A 21,069-nucleotide genomic window follows, 5' to 3' on the forward strand; every position below is an offset into this window, starting at 1 on the left:
GCCTCCCCGGCACGCCCTGCGTGGTCACGCTCCGCTACCTCCTCCGGGCATGCCGGGGAGGCCGAGCAACACCGGGACCTTGCGTTCACCGCTCTCGTCGAAGGCGATGGTCGGGTCGGCCTCGGCCGGGGCGTTGACGAACGATACGAACCGGGAGAGCTTCTCCTCGTCGTCGAGGACCGCGGCCCATTCGTCGCGGTAACCGGCCACATGACCGGCCATCGCCTGCTCCAGGTCGGCGACGATGCCGAGGCTGTCCTCGCACACCACCGCACGGATGTAATCGATACCGAGGTCATCCTGCCACGGCGCGGTGCGCTGCAACCGGTCCGCGGTGCGGATGTAGAACATCAGGTAGCGGTCGATATAGGAGATCAGGGTCTCGTCGTCGAGATCCCCGGCCAGCAGCACCGCGTGTTTGGGCGTGAGACCGCCGTTACCGCCGACATAGAGGTTCCATCCGTTCTCGGTGGCGATGACGCCCACATCCTTGCCTCGGGCCTCGGCGCATTCACGTGCGCATCCGGAGACCGCGAGCTTCAACTTGTGTGGCGACCGCAGACCACGGTAACGCTTCTCCAGCAGTACGGCCATGCCCACCGAGTCCTGCTGGCCGTACCGGCACCAGGTGGACCCGACACAGCTCTTGACGGTGCGCAGCGATTTTCCGTACGCGTGGCCCGATTCCATTCCGGCGTCCACGAGCCGCTTCCAGATGAGCGGCAACTGTTCCACCCGCGCCCCGAACAGGTCGATCCGCTGTCCACCGGTGATCTTGGTGTACAGCCCGAACTCCTTGGCGACCTCGCCGATCACGATCAACTGTTCCGGCGTGACCTCCCCGCCCGGCATGCGCGGCACCACCGAGTAGGTGCCGTTCTTCTGCATATTGGCCAGGAAGTGGTCGTTGGTGTCCTGCAGCGCGGCCTGTTCACCCTCCAGGATGTGCTCACTGGAGGTGGAGGCCAGGATGGAGGCCACGGTCGGCTTGCAGATATCGCAGCCGGTGCCCTTCCCGTGCCGGGCGATCAGTTCGGAGAAGGTGCGGATACCGGTGGCCTGCACGATCTGGAACAGTTCCGCGCGCGACTGCGCGAAATGCTCGCACAGCGCCTTGGACATCTCGACACCGGACTGTTCGAGCACCTTCTTGATCATCGGCACACAACCGCCGCAGGAGGTACCGGCCTTGGTGCAGGCCTTGATGGCCGGGATATCGCAGGCACCCTCGGCGATCGCGCCGCAGATGGCCCCCTTGCTCACATCGTTGCAGGAGCAGATCTGCGCTTCGTCGGGCAGTGCGTCGGCCCCCAGTTCGGCACCGGCCGGCGAGATCAGCGCGGCAGGTTCGGCCGGTAGCGGCCGGCCCACCAGCGGGCGCAGCGCGGCGTACTGGGTGGCGTCGCCCACCAGAATGCCGCCGAGCAGGGTCTGCGCGTCATCGGAGATCACCAGCTTGGCGTAGGTACCGCGGGCCGCGTCGTGCAACACCACCGACAGCGCGCCCTCGGTGGTGCCGTGTGCGTCGCCGAAGCTCGCCACGTCCACCCCGAGCAGTTTCAGCTTGGTGGACATATCGGCGCCGGGGAACTCGCCGGCACCGCCCAGCAACCGGTCGGCCACGATCTCCGCGGTGGTGTATCCCGGAGCCACCAGGCCGTAGCAGACACCCTCGATCGCCGCGCATTCGCCGATGGCGTAGATGTTCGGATCGGAGGTGGCCAGACCCAGATCGGTGATCACGCCGCCGCGCGGGCCGACCTCGAGGCCGGCGTCACGCGCGATCTGGTCCCGCGGGCGGACACCCGCGGAGAACACCACCAGCGCGGCATCGATCGCGCTGTCGTCGGAGAGGGTGATCCGCAGCCGTTCGGCCGGATCGGCCGCGTCGTCGCGGTCGATTCCGGCGGTGCCGACCCCGGTGTGCACGGCCAGCCCCAGATCGGTGACCAGTTTCTCCAGGATCGCGCCGCCGCCCTCGTCCACCTGGGCGGGCATCAAGCGGTCGTTGTACTCCACCACGTGGGGAGTCAGTCCGAGCAGCCGCAGCGCGTTGGCGGCCTCCAGTCCGAGCAGGCCACCGCCGACGACGACACCGTGCGCGCCCGGTCCGGCGGCGTCGGCGGCGGCCCTGATCCCGTCGAGGTCCTCGATGGTCCGATAGACGAAGCATTCCGGATGTTCGTGCCCCGGCACGGGTGGCACGAACGGGTAGGAACCGGTCGCCAGGACCAGCGCGTCGTAATCGAGGACTTCACCGGAGGTGGTGGTGACCTTCTGGGCGTCCTTGTCGATGGTCTCGGCTCGCTGGCCGAGGCGCAGCTCCACCAGATCGTCACCGGCGTACTCGTTGCCCGGTAGTGCCAGCGAGGCGGCTTCCCAGTTGCCCACGTAGGAGGACAGGCCGACCCGGTCGTAGGCAGCCAGTTTCTCTTCGCCGAGGACGACGACCTGCCACTGTCCCGCATCGTCGCGCGACCGGATCGCCTCGACGAACCGGTGCCCGACCATGCCGTGACCGGCGACGACGACTGTTCTGCGCTGTGCGTTCATGGTGTCCTCCGTGGGGATCCGGTTTCAGAGGCTCGCCGACGACCGGGCGGACCGGGCTTCGGTGGGGTGGGCGGAGTCGCGAGGGCCGCCTTCGGCCCGGCGGACCAGGGCCTCGGCTTCCACGACGACCTGGTGGCCGTGGGAGCGGGTGCGGGTCCCGGGCCGGCGCAGGAACACCGCCCAGGTGACCAGGGCGCAGGCGATGTAGAACGCCGTGAACACCCAGAAGGCGGTGGTGGCCGATTGGGTCGAGGAGTAGGACGACCGCAACACCAGGTTGATCCCGACTCCGCCGAGCGCGCCGACGGCACCGACGAATCCGATCAGCGCGCCGGAGGTGTTCTGGGCCCAGGCGGCGCGTTCGGCGGGGCCGGTGGCCAGGCTGCGCGATTTGGCGTCGAAAACCGACGGGATGATCTTGGTGACCGAGCCGTTGCCCAGGCCGGACAGGAGGAACAGCACCACGAAACCCGCTACCAGCACGCCCAGCACCGGACCCGAGAAACCTTTGTGCGAGCCGTCGGCGACGGTCGAGGCCGACGCCACCACCACCGCCGCGACCATCATGGCCGCGAAGGTGCACACCGTCACCCGGCCGCCGCCGATCCGATCGGCGAGCTTGCCGCCGTAGGGGCGGGCGATCGATCCGAGCAGCGGTCCGATGAACGCGATCTGCGCGGCGTGCAGCGTGGCCTGCGCGGCGGTGTCACCGCCGGCGACGAAACTTATCTGCAGGATCTGGCCGAACGCGAAGCTGTATCCGATGAACGAGCCGAACGTACCGATGTAGAGGAACGAAACCGCCCAGGACTGCGGCACTTTCAACGCGGTGAGCATGTAGGACAGATCAGCCTTCTGACCGGGCAGGTTGTCCATGAACAAGGCTGCGCCGAGGCCGGCGAGCACCACCAGCACCAGATAGACCGCACAGATCACCGAGGCGTACTCGTTGCCGAGGGTCGCGATGACCAGCAGCCCGAACAGCTGGATGACGGGGACGCCGATATTGCCGCCGCCCGCGTTCATTCCCAGGGCCCAGCCCTTGAGCCGCTGCGGATAGAAGGCATTGATATTGGTCATCGAGGAGGCGAAATTGCCACCGCCCAGGCCGGCGAACGCCGCCACGATCAGGAAGGTCGTATAGGACGTACCGGGCTGATTCACGAAGTACAGGGTGAGTCCGGCCGGGACCAGCAGCGCTGCCGCGCTGAACACCGTCCAGTTGCGGCCGCCGAACCGGGCCGTGGCAACCGTGTACGGGATGCGCAGGACGGCGCCGACCAGAGTCGGGACGGCGACCAGGAAGAACTTGCCGGCCGCGTCGATTCCATAGGTCTCGGTCGGCATGAACAGCACCATGACCGACCAGATGGACCAGATGGAGAATCCGATGTGCTCGGCGACGACCGACCAGATCAGATTTCGTGTCGCGATCTTCTTACCGCCCGCCGCCCAGGCCGCGGTGTCCTCGGCGTCCCAGCGCTCCAGCTTCGGCCGCCGCAAGATCGCCGATCCGGCGTCGCCGCGGCTTTCGGTCTGCGTACTCAAAGGGCCTCCCAATGTGGTTCGACCCCACGGTAGGAAACCGGTATTGCGGAAATGCTGCCCAAAATGACCGTCGAATCAACGGTTTCTCACGCGGTTCGAACCGCTCAGGTGAGAAGGCGGCCGATGTTAACCCGTTGTGACGTCGGCATTTCCGCCGGTGAAGAAGAGCCCATATCCGCAGATCTGTGCGGTGAGGGCACCTCGCGATGATGACCCGCGTCACGCCCGGACGCGACCGGTGGCGCCGGATCCGGTGACATGTCCCGGATCCGTGAGCTCAGCGCGCGGCGATCGAATCCTCGAGCATCCGCGGTTTACAGGCCTGCCAGGCACCGGCCAGCAGCACCAGCACCGCCACACAGAGCAGCGCGAACGGTGCCGTCCATCCGCCGGTGAGCGTATGCAGCATGCCGAACACCAGTGGTCCGACACAGGCCAGTGCGTAACCCACGCCCTGGGTGAACCCCGACAGCGCCGCCGAACCGGCCGGTGTGCGGGTGCGCAGATTGATCAGGGTGAGTGTCATCGGGAAGGTACTCGGGCCCAGGCCAAGGATCGCGACCCACAGCACCGGCACGCTCATGGGCGCGAAGAGCAATCCCGCGAAGGCGACGAAGAAACATGCCGCGCAGCCCACAACCACCGGATAGGGATTGGTGAGCCGGGCGGCGACCGTGGGCGCGGTCAGGGCGGCGACCAGTCCGACGAGTGCGAACAGGGCGACCATCGAGCCGCCGAAGGCAGCATCGGCACCGGCGTCGGCGAGAATCGTCGGCAGCCAGGTGAACACCGAATAGGTGGTCAGGGAGGTCATCCCGAAGGTTGCCGCCATCCCCCAGGCCAGCGGTGACCGCCACACCTGGGGAGCCGGGGCGCTGCCGGGGTCGGGCAGGCCGGTCGTATCGGCGGCCGCGCGCCCACGGCGCACCCGCAGGACGCCGATCCACGGCACCGCGGCCGCGAAGCCGAGCAGTGCCCACACACCCAGCGAGATACGCCATCCGTGCGCCTCGGCCAGCGGTACCGCCACCAGCGCCGGCAGCACGGTGCCGATCTGCACCATCGTGATGTAGAGCGCGCTCACGGTGGCGAGCCGATCCGGGAAGTAACGCTTGACCAGGGGCGGAACCACGATATTGCCGATACCCATCCCGCCGAGCGCCAGCGCGGAGAACAGCAGCAGCTCGACGGTCCCGGAGACCAGGACCCGGACCAGCATGCCCGTACCCGCTGCGGCCATCGCGACCAGCACGGTCCGTTCCAGGCCGAGCAGCCGGACCAGCATCGGCGTCAGCAGCCCGGTGATGGAGAACATCAGCGTGGGGATCATGCCGAAGACGCCGACGACGGCGGTGGAGTAGCCGATCTCCCGGCCGATATCGTCGGCCAGCGGTGTGAACGCGGTAACGGCGACCCGCAGGACCAGCGCGGACATGACGATGGCTGCGAGTACCAGCAGGCGGCCCTCGATCAGACTGCGTTTCCGCTGCTCGAGGGGTGGGTCGGCCGCTTGGGTGGTTTCGGGCAGCGCAGCAGTCACCGAGAAATCATAGGATGACCCTATGACTGGGGCAATAACTTTGTGATGGGCGGTACTCTGTTGCCGTGCAAAGCGTGCGCCGCACCAGTCTCATCGCCCAGGTGACCGAGCAACTCAAAGAGGATATCCGCTCGGGAAGATGGCCGATCGGGACGCGGATCCCCACCGAACCCGAATTGGCCGAACTCACCGGCACCGGCCGCAACACCCTACGCGAAGCCGTCCAGGCGCTGGTCCATGCCGGCATGCTGGAACGGCGGCAGGGCTCCGGCACCTACGTCATCGCGACGTCGGAAGTCGGCGGGACCCTGTCCAAATACTTCGCCGAGGCCGCCGAACGCGACGTATTGGAGTTACGGCACGGCCTGGAGGCGACCGCCGCCGCGCTGGCCGCGCACCGGCGCGACGATTCCGATATCGCCACCCTGCGCCGGCTGCTCGACGACCGCAACCGGCTGTGGCGGGTGGACCGCACCGCGGCCATCGAAGCCGATGTCCAGCTACACCGGGCGATCGTGCTCGCCAGCGGAAACGCCGTCTACATCGAGTTCTACGATTCGATACTCGGCTACATCGAATCCTCGATCCGGTCGCGGACCGACCGGATCGACAGCTGGTACGCCGCCGAACACCGTGAACTGGTGCAGGCGATCGTCGACGGCGACGCCGAGAAGGCCGCCCGGACCACCCGTTGTTTCCTCGACACCCTGCTGGCCGACTACCCGGGTCGCTGAACCTCCCGGGACACAACACCGGCGGGCACGGTTCCCCTGCGTTCCAGCGAGGTTACGGACCGATCACCCGGGTGTTCATGCTCCGTGAGCGGGAATTGTGGCGATCGTCATTGCGCGCTATTTCATCGAAACACCCGGCTTCTAGCGTTTTCTCACGTCACGACACCGCACTCGACCGCCCGGCCACCGCGGCCGGGCACCCCGTCCGGGGGGCCGCCGAGTAACGACGAGAGGGACGCCGATGACCGCGATAGCCGACACCGGCCGGCAAACACCAGATACAGCAACGACTTTCACCCACCAGCGCCGGGGTCGCTGGATCGACCGGTGGGAACCCGACAGCGAGCGGTTCTGGAAAGCCGGCGCCGATCGCACCGCCCGGAAGAATCTGCTGTTCTCGGTGTTCGCGGAGAATCTCGGATTCAGCATCTGGGTCCTGTGGGCCAGCGTCGTAACCGGCATGGGCGCTGCCGGATTCGCCTTCCTCGACGGCCTCGGCAAAGGCGACCCGACCGCGGTCGGCAATGCGCTGCTGCTCACTTCCGTTCCGACACTGGTCGGTTCGACCCTGCGTATCCCCTACACCTTCGCCATCCCGCGATTCGGTGGCCGGGCCTTCACCGCGTTCAGCGCAGCGATGCTGCTCATCCCCACCCTGGGCCTCGTCTACTTCGTCAACCAGCCGGGCACCCCGATGTGGGTGTTCGTCATCCTGGCCGCGCTGTCCGGGTTCGGGGGCGGCAATTTCTCCTCGTCGATGGCCAATATCTCGTTCTTCTTCCCCGACGGCAAGAAGGGCGCGGCACTCGGGATCAACGCCGCGGGTGGCAATCTGGGTGTAGCCCAGACCCAGCTGCTGGTACCGCTGCTCATCACGCTGGGCACGCATCTCACCGCGAAGGACGCCGCCGGGTACCGATTCGGGATCACCCTGTCGGTACTGGTGTGGATCCCCTTCATCCTGGCCGCCGCGTTCGGCGCGCTGCGCTATATGGACAGCCTGTCCACCGCGAAATCCGACGGACGCTCCTACACACCGGCGCTGACCAACCGGCACACCTGGGTGATGGCGTTCCTGTACATCGGTACCTTCGGTTCGTTCATCGGGTTCTCGTTCGCCTTCCCCACGCTCATCAAGGCCAACTTCCCGGGTCTGGCGAGCATCGGCTGGATCTCGACCGTCGGTAACCTCGCCTTCCTCGGTGCACTGGTCGGTTCCTTCTCGCGGCCGTTCGGCGGCTGGCTCTCGGACAAACTCGGCGGCGGCGCGAAGATCACCATCGCGGTGTTCGGCGCGATGGCCACGGCGGTGGCGCTCATCATGGCCGCCCTGGAGATGAAGAGCTTCCCGCTGTACCTGCTCGCCTTCTTGATGCTGTTCGTGCTCGCGGGGATCGGCAACGGATCCACCTACCGGATGATCCCGTCCATCTTCAGCGCCGAGTCGAAGAAATACGCCGCCGAACACGGCCTGGAGCCGGCCGCGGCGGCCGCTTCGGCGAAGCGGCAGGCGGGCGCGGCCATCGGCGTCATCGGCGCGGTCGGCGCGTTCGGCGGCTTCGTACTCCAGCAGGCACTGCGCCTGTCCAATACCCATTTCGGCACCATGGCGCCCGCGTTCTGGGGCTACGCCGTGGCGTTCCTGGTGATGGCCGGAGTCACCTGGTGGTGCTACAGCCGCAGTTCGTTCGCGGTGGGCCGGGTTCCGTCACTGGCCTACGCCAACGTCTGAGAATTCTCCCGACCAGGGCCCGGCCGGTATCCACCGGCCGGGCCCTGGTCGCCGAGTACCCCGCTCAGAGCAGAAACCGCACCATATCCGCCGTACGGACCAGCCCCGGCAACGCCTCCGGCGTCGACCGGGGATGCAGAACGTGCACCGCCAACCGGAACATCACCGCACGCAACAGCATCTGCGGCCATTCGGGCAGATCGGACCAGCGTTCCAGCAGGCCGTCGTCGGCCTCACCCCAGGACAGCGCGTCGACCACGACCACACCCGCCGCCCACGCCGGTGGCCGCCAGTAGGGCGTGAGATCGGTGAGCGCGGGCGTCTGCGCACCGGCGAACAACACGGTGCCGAACAAGTCACCGTGCACCAGCTGCGGTGGAGTGCGCACCGGCTTGCGCAGGGTGGCCAGCTGACCGATCAGCTCCAGGCTGTGCCGCCCGTCCGGGGAGCTCTCCATCACCGCGCCCGCGGCCCGCAGCGTGCGCAGCGGCACCGCCTCCCAGGCCGCGCGGTCGGCGGCCACGAAAACATCCACATCCAGCCACGGGGTGACCGGCGGCTGGGACAGGAATCGAGGTCGCTCCAACGTAGCGGTCGCCTTGTGCAGCCGCAGCGACACCGAAACCACCTCGTCGTGCCGCGGTTCCGGACAGCCTGTCATGAACGTGTCACACCGCCAGCCCGACACCACGTACCGCCCGTCGGTGGCCCGGACCGGGCGGGCCACCCGCAGCCCGTCCACTCGCAGGCTCTCCCGTACCTTGGCCGACCAGGCCGCCCGGGCATGGTCGGCGACCGGACTGAGCACCACATCACCGAGGCGCCAGCCACCCTCCCAGTCGCCGAGGGCGACGGGGGTCATTTCCCGCAGACCGTACGTGGCCCGCACATGCTCGGGGGGTTCGACAGTGGTGGTCACGGCCGTACCGTACTCCCGCCACCGGGCCCCGCTACCGCGCCACACCGTGCCGCGACCCACCCGCGACCGGGCCCGGACACCCGCGCGAATCGACCCGGCAACCGCCGACCGCGCACGGTCCGCGCGCAGGTCAGCGGCATGCCGGGGTAAGCAGGCTCAGTACACCGGCAGCGAGGGATCCACCTGGTGCGCCCAGGCGATGACCCCGCCCTGCAGATGTGTCGCGTCGGCGAAACCCGCCCGCTTGAGCGCGGCCAGCGCCTCGGCCGACCGGACACCCGTCTTGCAGTGCAGCACGATCTTGCGGTTCTGCGGCAGTTCCGCCAGCGCCTCACCCGAGAGGATGCGGTCCTTCGGGATCAGGGTCGCGCCCTCGATGTGCACGATGTCCCACTCCACCGGTTCACGTACATCGATCAACTCCACGTCACCGGCGTCCAGCAGCTCCTTGAGCTCCCGGGCGGTCACCGTGGAACCGGCCGCCGCGGCCTGGCCCTCCTCGGACACCACACCGCAGAACGCCTCGTAGTCGATCAGTTCGGTGATCGGCTGACGCGCGGGATCACGACGCAGTTTGATGGTCCGGTAGCTCATATCGAGTGCGTCGTACACCATCAGCCGGCCAAGCAGCGGGTCGCCGATACCGGTGATGAGTTTGATCGCTTCGGTCACCATGACCGAACCAATCGAGGCGCACAGCACGCCCAGTACCCCGCCCTCGGCGCAGGACGGCACCATACCCGGCGGCGGAGCCTCCGGGTACAGATCGCGATAGTTGATCCCGCGGCCGTCCGGAGCGTCCTCCCAGAACACCGAGACCTGGCCCTCGAACCGGTAGATCGAACCCCACACGTAGGGTTTGCCGGCCAATACCGCGGCATCGTTGACCAGGTAACGGGTCGCGAAGTTATCGGTACCGTCGACGATCAGATCGTATTCGGCGAACAGTTCCACCGCGTTCTCCGGCTCCAGCCGGATCTTGTGCAGCCGCACATCGATCCCGGAGTTGATCTCCAGAATGGAATCGCGGGCACTGTCGGCCTTGGGCCGGCCGATATCGGATTCGCCGTGGATGACCTGCCGCTGCAGATTGGAGGCGTCGACCTCGTCGAACTCGACGATGCCCAGCGTGCCCACCCCGGCGGCGGCAAGATACAGCAGTGCCGGGGAACCCAGCCCACCTGCGCCGATCACGAGCACCTTCGCGTTCTTCAACCGTTTCTGCCCGTCCATACCCAGGTCCGGGATGATCAGGTGACGGCTGTAGCGGGCGACCTCGTCCCTGGTCAGCTCGGCGGCGGGCTCCACAAGTGGGGGCAGGGACTGCGGTGATGACACGTCTTCGAACTCCTCGTATCGAAATAGCCGGATGCGGTGTGCGCGGGTGCGAAGCTTTCGGCCGGTGACCCGTAGCCGCTGTGACCCACACCGGCGTAGGTTCCCTGTACAACGCCGGCGCGGGAATCATTCTTCCCGGGTTCACCCCGGGCCCCGCGAGCGGGCTCGGACGCCGCATCACCCCCTGCGGTCGCCGTACCGAGCGCGGGCTCAGCCCCGCGGATACGGCCAGGGATTGAAGCGGCAGGTCTTCCCGTCCATCGGCACCACCCCGTACGGGTCCAGCGCGGCGATCTCGTTGTTCGCCGTACCGAAGGTCTGCTGCATCATCACCGGGGCCAGACCGCCCTCGCTCTCACACGGCTGATGCTCGTGATAGCCGATCGCGTGCCCGACCTCATGATTGACCTGGTACTGCCGGTAGGAACCGATATCGCCGTCGAACGCCGGGGCACCGCGTACCCAGCGCGCCTCCGACAACACCACCCGAGCCTCATCGGAGTTGTAGCAGGACGAATCGATGGGGATATCGAAACCACAGGCCGCTCGGGTGGTCCCCCGGGCGGTCAGCGAGATCCGGAAATCCGGTTCCCCGCGATCGATCCGCTGGAACGCGAACTTACGGTCGTGCACCCAGCTCTTCGGGTTGCCGAGAGTCGACTCGACCAGCCGGGCCACCGACTCGTCCCCACCGAAATTACGTGTGTCGATACCGTTCTCGATTTCGACCGTATAGGTGAAGGTGTACTGCTCACCGGCACCGACCCGGGCCGAGGTACCCGGGACGATCCGCCAGGTGCCCTTACCGGTCTCGGTGAACTTCCCGCCTTCGGGCAGCGCCCCGATCGGCAGATCCTCCGGAAAACTACCGTCACCCGGCGGCGCACCGATGACCCCGGCGCGCGCCGGCGGAGTCCCGAGCGCACCGAAACCCGGCTCGATGGGAGCGGCAGGACGGCCGGTACCGGTACGGACCGCGTCTACCACCACGAACACCGTCAACACCAGCAGCACCGGCAACGCGTACACCCGCCAGCCGTACCGCGACAGCACCAGCCGGTGCCGGCGCCGCCCCCGTCCGGCCGCGAGCGTCGCCACCGGCGGCGGATCACCGACCGGGTCCCGGCGCGCGCACAACGGCTCCCGGGATCCGGCATCGGGCGACGTCGCCACCGTCGCCCTCGCGGCGACCGCGAACTCTGAATCCTGGGGGCGGTGCGCGCTGCGCCCGCCACCGGAGCGGTCTTCCGGTCGGTCGGTCACAGTTCCAGACTCTCACAGCTCGCCGTAACAGCCACAATGGAAGTATCGTCCACGCGACGAAGCGACTCCGGCGCCGGCCACTTTCCAGCATTCCGCTAGGGCACCTTGCGGATCGGGGCCGGTCCCGGGTTCGCCCACCCGGGTCGGCAACAGCACCGGAAGCGAGTATGGTGCTCGAAAGACCCGGTACACACCCCTTTGCCGGGGAATCGACTGGGAGATCCGAATATGACCGACCTCGTGGACCGGATGACGTCCCGCTCGTCGTCCGGCACCGCCCCCAAACGTGGCACCCGGCTTCCCCGTGACGAACGGCGCCAGCAACTACTAGCGGCCGCCAGCGAGATATTCGTACTACGCGGCTACCACGCCGCCGGCATGGACGAGATCTCCCAGTGCGCCGGTGTCAGCAAGCCCGTCCTGTACCAGCACTTCACCAGCAAGCTGGAGCTGTACCTCGCCGTCCTGCAGAACTACGTGGACATGCTGGTATCCAGCGTCCGCCAGGCACTGCGCTCCACCACGGACAACAAACAGCGGGTACGGGCGGCGGTCGCGGCCTACTACGACTTCGTGGACAACGAGATGCAGGGATTCCGCCTGGTCTTCGAATCCGATCTCACCAACGAACCCCAGGTCCAGCGCCGCGTCGAACAAGCCACCGAAGCCTGCGTCGACGCGGTCTACGACCTGGTCGCCCACGACTCCGGCCTCGACCCGTACCGGGCCCGCATCCTCGCGGTCGGCCTGGTCGGCGCCAGCCAGTTCACCGCACGGTACTGGCTGGAAGCCGACCGCCCGATCCCCAAGGACGAAGCCGTCGACACCACGGTCGCACTGGCCTGGGGCGGCCTCAAACACGTCCCCCTGCACCCGATCGGCTGAACGGCGACAACCCCGATACGACGAAGCCCCTGCCGGATCGGCAGGGGCTTCGATACGTTCGGGATCAGAACTCAGACCGCCGCGAAACCCACCCGGCCGCCGGTCACCGCGCCGATCTCCACATAGGCGACCTTGCCGGCCTGGATCAGGTACTTACGGCCCTTCTCGTCGGCCAGCGCCAGCACGCCGCTCGCGGTACCCAGCGCCTCGGAAACCAGAGCCTCGACCTCCTCCGGAGTCTGCGCGCTGGCGATGACGAGTTCACGCGGGCTATCCGAAATACCGATCTTGACCTCCACGGCCAACCTCCGAACCTAGAGTCCTGTGCTGTCCCAGTAAGGCTAGTTCAGCGACCGCACCCCGGACACACGACGGGGTGCGCTGTCAGCGAACAGTGTTTATTGCGCCGCCTTCGGCGTCGCGGGGCGGGGCCCTATTGACCCTGGTTCTTCACTCCTCCGCTCCTCCGCTTCGCTCCCCCGCTCCGTCGCTCCAGAACCGGGGCGGGCCCCGCCTTTGTGGTGGGCCTGCTTTCGGTGCTGTCGGGCCCTTGTAACCCGAGTCCTCACTTCTACGTTCGGTCGCTGCGCTCCCGTGCTTCGTCGACCCAGAACCGGGGCGGGTCCCGCCTTCGTGGTCGACCTGCTTTCGGCGTCGTCGGCCGACACTCTCGTGACCACGGTTCGGTTCTCGATTCCGGCGACCGGTCGCTTCACCCCGGCGTCACTCCGGTACCGGGACGGGTCCGGCCTCAGGCGTCGTCGCCCGCACCCTCGTGTCCTCGGTCGCTCACTTCGGCGACCGATCGCCTCGTCGCACCGGGTCGGGCAGGGCGGTCCCAGGTCTACCGCCGATGTGGACCGTCCGGTGGGATCGGCAGGGTGTCCGCACGGGGGCGGTCCGCGGTCGCCTGGAACGACCGCGGACCGTAGTTGTCCGGTTGTTGTTCGTCGAGCCGGTCGTGGTGCGGCTGCTACCGATGATGATCGGGGTCTTCCGGCAGGAGGCAGGGGCGTGGTGGATGTGGGCCGGGCCGGGCCCGGGAACGCATCGACGGCTTCGGCCGCAGCGGTGGGCGGGCACGGTTGCGGGAACGGGCTGCCGCCGCCCGAAGGCTCGTCCGGGTGTCGTGACCTCGGACATCTGTGCGAATCGGTCGGCGACAGGTCAATCGTTCCGGTCGGTGTTGAGGCGGGCGGCACAGCGGTTCAGGTGGTCGCGTTCGGCGAGGTTCGGGGCCGCGCGGGCGGCCTCGGCATACAGGCGGGCCGCGGTCGCCGAGTCACCGGCGCGCTCGTGCAGGTAGGCCGCGACCGCGGTGTATCGGGGTAGGGAGTCGTCCAGTTCGGCGAGCGCCGCCAGCCCCGCGCGTGGACCGTCTGCCTCGCCGACGGCGACAGCGCGGTTGAGGCGGGCGATGGGGCTGTCGGTGAGGCGGACGAGTTCGTCGTACCACTCGACGATCTGCACCCAGTCGGTTTCGGCGGCGGTCCGGGCGTCCGCGTGCAGGGCCGCGACGGCCGCTTGGGCCTGGAATTCACCGATCCGGTCACGGGCGAGGGCGGCCTGCAGGATCGCCACGCCCTCGGCGATCAGCCGGGTATCCCACCGGCCGCGGTCCTGGTCGGCGAGCGGCACCAGGCTGCCGTCGGGCGCGGTACGGGTGGCGCGCCGTGCGTGGTGCAGCAGCATGAGAGCGAGTAGTCCGGCGACCTCCGGATGGTCGATCGCCGCCGCGAGCTGCCGGGTGAGTCGGATGGCCTCGGCGGCGAGGTCGACATCGCCGGAATATCCCTCGTTGAAAACCAGATAGAGCACGCGGAGCACGGTGCCGACATCACCGGGCCGGTCGAAGCGCACTCCGGACACGATGCGTTTGGCCCGGCTGATGCGCTGCGCCATGGTCGCCTCGGGCACCAGATACGCCCGGGCGATCTGCCGGGTGGTCAGCCCGCCCACGGCACGCAGGGTGAGCGCAACGGCCGACGACGACGTGAGCGACGGATGCGCGCACAGGAAGTACAGCCGCAGCGTGTCGTCCGCCGTGGCCGCCGGACCGGGCTCCGGTTCCTCGTCCACGAGATCCTCGCGCCGGCGCCGAGCGGTATCGGAACGGATCGTATCCAGGAATTTGCGCCAGGCCACGGTGACCAGCCAGCCCTTGGGGTCGCGCGGCGGATCGTCGGACCAGGCGCGGAGAGCCTCGACGAGCGCCTCCTGTACCGCGTCCTCGGCCGCCGCGAAATCGGCGCCGCGGCGGACGAGGACGGTGAGCACACTCGGGATGAGGCTCCGGAGCAGGGCCGCGTCGTGCACGGAGACCGCTCCGGAGCCGGTCACCGGTGCAGCCACTCGGTGGTGATGGTGGGCGGCGCTGTCAGGAACGGGCGCAGTTCGAGCCATTCGTGGATCGGCTTCCCACCGGCGCCCGGTGCGGCCGACAGTTCCCCGGCCAGTTCGAGGGCCCGCTCATAGCTGTCGACATCGATCACCATCCACCCGGCGATCAGGTCCTTGGTCTCGGCGAAGGGCCCGTCGGTGACCGGCGGCCGCCCGGTGCCGTCGGACCGGACGAAGGTGCCCTCCGGGGCCAGCGCCTGACTGTCGACGTATTCCCCGGTCGCGACGAGGCGACCCGCGAAATCGTCCATGTACTGCACATGCGCCGCGATCTCCGCCGGTGTCCACCGATCCATCGGTACATCGTTCTCCGAAGCCGGAGCTCCGCGGTAGTGCTTCAACAACAGATATTTGGCCATCGTGGTCTCCTCGTGCTGCCGGTGTACGTCCGCGGAGGCCGCAGCGGAGGCGGGGAGCACACCGTGGTGCTCTGCCCGTTCCCGTGCGACCCGTGCGGTCACTGTCACTCCGGGGACGGAGCCGCGCACAGGTTCTCGACATCGACCGCGAAAGTATTTTCCGGCGCTTCCGACAGCGGTCAGAGACCGAGTACCGCCATCCGTTCGGCGTGCGCTGTCTGCATATGCTCGAACAGCGTGGCGATACCGTTGAGATCGCCGGTGGCCGCCAACACCAGTTCGGTGAGTTCGTCACGCTGCGCCATCACGTACTGGGCCTGAGTGATCGCTTCACCGAGCAACCGCCGGCCCCAGAGGGTCAGCCGATCGCGTTCGGATCGGCTGGCGGCGACGGCCCGGCGGACCTCTTCCACGACGAATTCGGAGTGACCGGTATCGGCGAGCACATCACGGACGACGGCCGCCACGTCCGGGCTCAGCGCACCGGCGATCTCACGATAGAAATCGGCGGCGATCCCGTCGCCGACATGGAATTTGACCATCGACTCCAACCAGGTGGACGGGTCGGTGGAGCGGTGGTAGTCGTCGAGTGCCCGGGTGAAGGGTGCCATGGCCGCATACACATCGGCGCCGCGCGCGGTGAGTGCCGCGTCGAGCCGTTCGAAATGCCCGAGTTCGGCCGCCGCCATCCGCGCCACCGCGACCTTGCCGTGCAGCGTCGGTGACAGCGTCGCTTCCTCGCTCAGCCGGTAGAACGCAGATATCTCACCGTAGGCGAGTACGGCGAACAGGTCGGTCACGCCGGCATGATCGGCGGGAATCGGCGAAGTGGACGAATCGCTCGGTGTAACACCCAACCCGGCGGGTGACTGTGCTCCCATGGAACTCCAGCGTAGTACGCCGCCCGCGCGGACCGCCGCAGTCACACAGCTGGACTTCGTCCGTCACACCGGCGTGGTGAGGAACTTGTCCAGATAGGTCCAGGTCGTGGCCCGGGCACCGGCCCCGGCGAGAATGCCCAGATGCCCACCGGGTGCCGTTTCGTAATGGACGGCTTTCGCGCCGGTGAGGGTGCGCAACCCGTGCTCGACGGCGCGGGCCGGGGTGATGACGTCAGCGGGTCCACCGACCAGCAGTACCGGTGCGGTGATATCGGCCAGCCGAATCGGCCCCTGTCCGAAATCCACTACCCCGCGGCCGATTTCGTCCCGCAACACCAGCCGGTTCCACAGCTGCTGGTACACCCGGCCCGGGTAGCCGGGCATATCGGCCATGAAGCGATCGATGGCCTCCATCCGGGCGAGCGATTCGGTGCGGGCGAGATTGTTGGCGACGAACCAGGGGCGTTTGACTTCACGATCCCATGCGGTGATGCGGTAGCCGAGCCGGGTGAGCGGTGCCGGGACACCGCCCACGGCCCGCAGGACGGCGCCCACGGCGGCACCGGTTCCGGTGAACCTGGCGGCCGCGGCCAGCTGCGGAGTCATCGGCATGGCGCTGTAGTTCAGCGGAGCACCGATCGCGGTGATCGACCGCACCGGCAGAGTGGAGTCCGCGGCGGCGGTCAGCAGGGCCATGGTGCCGCCCAGCGACCAGCCGACCAGATCCACCTGCGGTTCACCACCGGCAGCGGCCCGGTCGGCGGCGGTGCGGCGGATCGCTTCGGGCAGGATGTCGTACACCCAGTCGTCGAAGCCCATCCGGCGGTCGGCGTAGCTGATCTCGCCGTAGTCGATCACATAGGGCGCTCGCCCGGTCTCCAGCAGGAATCCCGCGAGACTCTGGCCGGGGCGCAGATCGAAGCAGCCGGCGGGGGCGGCCAGGGGCGGTACCAGCAGTACCGTGGCCGCGGCGGGGTCGGTGGTGCCCGCGAGCAGACCCGGTTCGAAACGCCGGAGCTGGCGATGTGGTTCGTCCCACAGCACCGACGCCGGTGTGGGGCGTCGGCCCTCGACGCCGTCGCCGAAGGTGAGGGCCCAGGCGTTGCGGGCGGCACGCTCGACGGTCCGGGAGAGCGTTCCGTCCGGATCCACCGCACGGACGGCGCGATCGGCCAGGGCGATACCTCGGTCTGCGATGCTCACGGCACGAATCTCTCATAGACGTGTTCGCCGGTACCAGCTATAACCGGACCCGCGGACCGCGGTGTGTGCCGAATCACTTCCCGGACGGGTCGGCATCCGGCGTCGCGCGGACAGTCGCCACACCGGGTGAAACGTTCTGCCGCACAGGACTGCTCACCCGTAACGGAATCGGAAAAGAACAACATCCAGCGGATTTGCGCCGACGCCTTTCGGAGCGCGGAACAATAGCACGCTACAATCGCGACGGACAACGGAAGAATTCGGCCGATCCATGAGAACCGGCAGCACCGAAAGTCGCGCACCCAGAGTGCGCAGTGCGGTGTCGGAGAATTCTCCGCGGTCCACGGAAAATGTGCGCGCACCAGATCCGCGTCACCGATGCGCTGCGCCGATGTCCGAGCTTCGCTGCCCCACTCGCGGGCATCTGCCGACATCCGGCGGCGGCCCGGGTGAGTATCGCAGGGCGGATCCGTGGTCGTCGCGGGCCGGCCGGTCCGCCCCACGCCTCGTGCGCGTGTAGCGCGATAACGAGGGAAGGCACGAACCTGAGCAAGATCACAGTAGAACCGGAACCCGGTCTGACGGAGACCCTGCTGACAGCCGAGTTGGACTCCGCTCACACCGCACCGACTTTCGCCGAATTGGGTGTGCGCGACGAAATCGTGCGCGCACTCGGGGAGATCGGTATCGAACGCACTTTCGCAATCCAGGAACTCACCCTGCCGTTGGCGCTGGGCGGTGAAGATCTCATCGGCCAGGCACGTACCGGCATGGGCAAAACCTTCGGGTTCGGAGTTCCGTTGCTCCACCGGATCAGCACCACCGAATCCGGGACCACACCGCTGGACGGCACACCGCGCGCCCTGGTCATCGTGCCCACCCGCGAACTGTGCATCCAGGTGACAAAGGACCTGGAGAACGCGGCGAAGTACCTCACCAACGAGAAAGGACCGCTGCAGGTCGCCTCGATCTACGGCGGTCGGCCCTACGAATCGCAGATCGCGGCCCTGCGCGCGGGTGTCGATGTCGTGGTCGGTACCCCCGGCCGCCTGCTCGACCTGGCCGATCAGCAGCATCTGATCCTCGGCAAAGTGGGCGTCCTGGTATTGGACGAAGCCGACGAAATGCTCGATCTCGGCTTTCTACCCGATATCGAACGTATTCTCGGAATGGTCCCGGACAAACGGCAGACCATGCTGTTCTCGGCGACCATGCCCGGCCCGATCATCACCCTGGCCCGGACATTCCTCACCCGCCCGACCCATATCCGCGCCGAGGAGCCGCACGATTCCGCGGTCCACGATCGCACCACGCAATTCGTCTACCGGGCACACGCCCTGGACAAGAGCGAACTGGTCGCCCGGGTGCTGCAGGCGGAGAGCCGGGGCGCCACCATGATCTTCACCCGCACCAAGCGCACCGCGCAGAAGGTCGCCGACGAATTGGCCGAACGCGGTTTCGCCGTCGGTGCCGTACACGGTGACCTCGGGCAGATCGCCCGCGAGAAGGCCCTGACCAAGTTCCGCAAGGGCACCATCGATGTGCTGGTCGCGACCGATGTCGCGGCGCGCGGTATCGATATCGACGATGTGACCCACGTCATCAACTACCAGTGCCCGGAGGACGAGAAGACCTACGTGCACCGGATCGGCCGCACCGGCCGGGCCGGGCGCACCGGTGTCGCGGTCACGCTGATCGATTGGGACGAGCTGACCCGCTGGGCGTCCATCGACGCCGCGCTCGGGCTGGGCATCCCCGAGCCCGTGGAAACCTATTCGCGCTCGCCGCACCTGTTCGCCGAGCTGGGTATCCCGGAGGGCGTCACCGGTACCGTCGGCGCGCGCAAACCCCAGCGCGATCCGGACGCCGTCGTCGTGGAACGCCCGGAGCGGGCACCCCGTAAACGCAACCGCAGGCGCACCCGCGCCGGTCAACCGCTGGACGCGGACACTGCCACGGTCACCGCCGAGACCGACGCACCGGCCGACTCCGGCCCGGAGGCCGGCGAGCAGACCGCCGAGGCGCCCGCCCGCCGGCGGCGCCGGCGGCGCGGACCGGCCGATACCGAGTCCGATATCCAGGATGAGAACGGTTCGACCGAGTCCGGCGGCACCGAGGCCGAATCCGGCACCGACAGCACCGACAAACCGGCCCGCCGCCGCCGGCGGCGGCGCAAACCGGCCGAGAACAGCGGGGATTCCACCCCACGCGCGGACGGCGACGGCAATGCCGGATCTCCGGTGAACGAGAGCGCGACGGCCCAGGCTTGACCCGCACTGACGGGCGCCGACGGTGGACACACCGTCGGCGCCCGTGGCGTTTCCGCCGCCCGCGAGCCGGCCGGAGGGTCTCCGGCACCGTCGGGATGCGAGTCGGCCATCCGTTACGCTCGCCTACGTGCTCGCACCTGAGCGGCGAACGCGCGCCGACGTCATCACCGCAGCCGCGATCGCCGTCTTTGTGGTGATCGCGGTGATCGTGGCATGGGCGACCAGTGGGGTGGCGAACACCGAATCCATCGTCGCCGACGAGCCGGCCCGGCCCCCGCAGCCCGCCACGAAAATTCCCGGAAAGCTCCAGGAGATGTGGCGTGCCCCCGATACGGTGAACACCCGGGCACTCACCTCCGAAGGGGTCGTGGTGACCGCGGCCGACGGCAGCGTGGTGGGGCACGATCCGCGAACCGGCGAGCAGGTGTGGCGCTACACCCGGGAGTTGCCGCTGTGCGGGGTCGAATCCCAGTTCGGCATGGTCGTGGCCGTCTACCGCACCGATCGCGGCTGCAGCGAGACGACCATGGTCTCCGGCGCCGACGGTCAGCGCCGGACAGCCCGCAGCAGCTATATGGACGATCGGGTGCGGCTGTCGGTGGACGGCACCTATGTGGTCGCCCAGGGCCCCGACCGGCTCGAAGTCTGGCGTTCGGATCTGGTGCGCACCCTGGAATACGGCTACGTCGACGCCAAGGAGAACTGGAAGACCCAGCCGCGTAAGGGCTGCGAGTTCCTGTCGGCCGGGTCCAGCCCGTCCCGGTTGGCAGTGCTGGAGCGCTGCCCGGGCGAACCGGCGGACCGGATCTCGGTGCTGGCGCCCGCCCCCAAGGACGACAATGTTCCCGAGGAGTACGGGTCACATCTGCTCGAGGGTGCGGGTGCGGCTTCCCCCGACGCTCGCGTGATCGCGGTATCGGACAACCGGATCGCGGTCTATCAGCCCGGCACCGGCGGCACCGACCCCGCGGCCCCACGGCTGACCATCCTCGACGCCAAGGGCAATCCGGTCGTGGTGCAGGAACTCTCGGCCCCGCTGGACAAGACCACGGCGACCGTCCGCACCTCGTCGACCTTCCTGGTGTTCACCGGGAACAGTGTCATCGCCCTGAACGCCAATACATTCGAGCCGATGTGGACCGCCGCCGAAGCACTCGGCACGCCGGTGCCGATGGCCGGGAAGCTACTGCTGCCGGTACCCGGCGCGATCGCCGCCCTCGACCCGTCGACCGGTGCGCAGGTGAGCCGGATACCGGTCGCCCGACCCGATTACGGCGGCGGGCCCATCTCGCTGGGTGTGCTCGGCAACGTGGTGCTCGAACACCGGGACGGCCAACTCGTGGCCCTCGCCGATCCGGCTACCACCGATGCGCCGCGTAGCGATACCGAACGGCCCGCAAAACCGTTGGGCTGAACCGTTTTCTGTCGGTGCCCTCCGGCAGAC

General features: G+C 68.1%; 16 protein-coding genes. 5 read left to right on the forward strand and 11 right to left on the reverse strand.

Annotation, left to right across the window (positions count from 1 at the left end; translation table 11 throughout):
- Window positions 1-24: 24 nt before the first annotated feature.
- The 3 genes from nirB to ACWCPQ_RS33340 form a co-directional block, all read right to left on the reverse strand.
- Entirely contained in the window at window positions 25-2,553 is a 2,529-nt protein-coding gene (nirB, locus tag ACWCPQ_RS33330; protein WP_449906582.1) for a nitrite reductase large subunit NirB, read from the reverse strand.
- A 24-nt stretch (window positions 2,554-2,577) separates the two neighbouring features.
- Window positions 2,578-4,059, reverse strand: a complete 1,482-nt coding sequence (locus ACWCPQ_RS33335) for a nitrate/nitrite transporter (RefSeq protein WP_449906629.1) — start codon at window positions 4,057-4,059, stop codon at window positions 2,578-2,580.
- 319 nt (window positions 4,060-4,378) lie between these two features.
- Window positions 4,379-5,641: an MFS transporter gene (locus tag ACWCPQ_RS33340; protein ID WP_449906585.1), complete on the reverse strand. Its 1,263-nt coding sequence runs from the start codon at window positions 5,639-5,641 to the stop codon at window positions 4,379-4,381.
- Between the two features lie 65 nt (window positions 5,642-5,706).
- Between ACWCPQ_RS33340 and ACWCPQ_RS33345 the strand changes: the two genes are divergently transcribed.
- Together ACWCPQ_RS33345 and ACWCPQ_RS33350 are read left to right on the forward strand one after the other, a co-directional pair.
- Window positions 5,707-6,375 (forward strand): FadR/GntR family transcriptional regulator, encoded by a 669-nt coding sequence (locus tag ACWCPQ_RS33345; protein WP_449906588.1) that lies wholly within the window; start codon window positions 5,707-5,709, stop codon window positions 6,373-6,375.
- A 241-nt stretch (window positions 6,376-6,616) separates the two neighbouring features.
- A complete protein-coding gene (locus ACWCPQ_RS33350) occupies window positions 6,617-8,107 on the forward strand; it encodes an MFS transporter (protein WP_449906590.1) in 1,491 nt (496 codons plus the stop codon).
- Window positions 8,108-8,171: 64 nt separating this feature from the next.
- Here ACWCPQ_RS33350 and ACWCPQ_RS33355 read toward each other — a convergent pair whose 3' ends face one another.
- The 3 genes from ACWCPQ_RS33355 to ACWCPQ_RS33365 form a co-directional block, all read right to left on the reverse strand.
- Window positions 8,172-9,026: a TIGR02569 family protein gene (locus ACWCPQ_RS33355; RefSeq protein ID WP_449906593.1), complete on the reverse strand. Its 855-nt coding sequence runs from the start codon at window positions 9,024-9,026 to the stop codon at window positions 8,172-8,174.
- Between the two features lie 156 nt (window positions 9,027-9,182).
- A complete protein-coding gene (gene moeZ, locus ACWCPQ_RS33360; RefSeq protein WP_449906596.1) occupies window positions 9,183-10,364 on the reverse strand; it encodes an adenylyltransferase/sulfurtransferase MoeZ in 1,182 nt (393 codons plus the stop codon).
- A gap of 210 nt (window positions 10,365-10,574) precedes the next feature.
- Complete coding sequence (locus ACWCPQ_RS33365) at window positions 10,575-11,627, reverse strand: DUF3152 domain-containing protein (RefSeq protein ID WP_449906599.1); 1,053 nt, start codon at window positions 11,625-11,627, stop codon at window positions 10,575-10,577.
- Window positions 11,628-11,855: 228 nt separating this feature from the next.
- Between ACWCPQ_RS33365 and ACWCPQ_RS33370 the strand changes: the two genes are divergently transcribed.
- Window positions 11,856-12,512, forward strand: a complete 657-nt coding sequence (locus ACWCPQ_RS33370; RefSeq protein ID WP_030523399.1) for a TetR/AcrR family transcriptional regulator — start codon at window positions 11,856-11,858, stop codon at window positions 12,510-12,512.
- A gap of 71 nt (window positions 12,513-12,583) precedes the next feature.
- Here the strand turns inward: ACWCPQ_RS33370 and ACWCPQ_RS33375 are convergent, their stop codons facing one another.
- The 5 genes from ACWCPQ_RS33375 to ACWCPQ_RS33395 all read right to left on the reverse strand — a co-directional run bounded on the left by ACWCPQ_RS33375 (window position 12,584) and on the right by ACWCPQ_RS33395 (window position 17,304).
- A complete protein-coding gene (locus tag ACWCPQ_RS33375) occupies window positions 12,584-12,811 on the reverse strand; it encodes a DUF3107 domain-containing protein (RefSeq protein WP_449906602.1) in 228 nt (75 codons plus the stop codon).
- 868 nt (window positions 12,812-13,679) lie between these two features.
- A complete protein-coding gene (locus ACWCPQ_RS33380; RefSeq protein WP_449906604.1) occupies window positions 13,680-14,864 on the reverse strand; it encodes an RNA polymerase sigma factor in 1,185 nt (394 codons plus the stop codon).
- The gene (locus tag ACWCPQ_RS33385) at window positions 14,849-15,271 is read right to left on the reverse strand and encodes a YciI family protein (protein WP_449906632.1); all 423 of its coding nucleotides are present in this window, start codon (window positions 15,269-15,271) and stop codon (window positions 14,849-14,851) included. The genes ACWCPQ_RS33380 and ACWCPQ_RS33385 overlap by 16 nt, the downstream gene beginning before the upstream one ends.
- A gap of 179 nt (window positions 15,272-15,450) precedes the next feature.
- Complete coding sequence (locus tag ACWCPQ_RS33390; protein WP_449906607.1) at window positions 15,451-16,152, reverse strand: ferritin-like fold-containing protein; 702 nt, start codon at window positions 16,150-16,152, stop codon at window positions 15,451-15,453.
- Between the two features lie 63 nt (window positions 16,153-16,215).
- Window positions 16,216-17,304: an alpha/beta hydrolase gene (locus ACWCPQ_RS33395; RefSeq protein WP_449906635.1), complete on the reverse strand. Its 1,089-nt coding sequence runs from the start codon at window positions 17,302-17,304 to the stop codon at window positions 16,216-16,218.
- A gap of 605 nt (window positions 17,305-17,909) precedes the next feature.
- Between ACWCPQ_RS33395 and ACWCPQ_RS33400 the strand changes: the two genes are divergently transcribed.
- A complete protein-coding gene (locus tag ACWCPQ_RS33400; protein WP_449906638.1) occupies window positions 17,910-19,625 on the forward strand; it encodes a DEAD/DEAH box helicase in 1,716 nt (571 codons plus the stop codon).
- Window positions 19,626-19,752: 127 nt separating this feature from the next.
- Window positions 19,753-21,039 (forward strand): Rv3212 family protein, encoded by a 1,287-nt coding sequence (locus tag ACWCPQ_RS33405; RefSeq protein WP_449906610.1) that lies wholly within the window; start codon window positions 19,753-19,755, stop codon window positions 21,037-21,039.
- Window positions 21,040-21,069: the final 30 nt, after the last annotated feature.

It is taken from the genome of Nocardia sp. NPDC001965 (assembly GCF_053594175.1).

What these genes read in the sequence shown, in the direction of transcription:
- ACWCPQ_RS33350 (WP_449906590.1), top strand. Translation starts at nt 6,617, where the DNA reads ATGACCGCGATAGCCGACACCGGCCGGCAAACACCAGATACAGCAACG.
- nirB (WP_449906582.1), bottom strand. Translation starts at nt 2,553, where the DNA reads ATGAACGCACAGCGCAGAACAGTCGTCGTCGCCGGTCACGGCATGGTC.
- ACWCPQ_RS33370 (WP_030523399.1), top strand. Translation starts at nt 11,856, where the DNA reads ATGACCGACCTCGTGGACCGGATGACGTCCCGCTCGTCGTCCGGCACC.
- ACWCPQ_RS33390 (WP_449906607.1), bottom strand. Translation starts at nt 16,152, where the DNA reads ATGGGAGCACAGTCACCCGCCGGGTTGGGTGTTACACCGAGCGATTCG.
- ACWCPQ_RS33385 (WP_449906632.1), bottom strand. Translation starts at nt 15,271, where the DNA reads ATGGCCAAATATCTGTTGTTGAAGCACTACCGCGGAGCTCCGGCTTCG.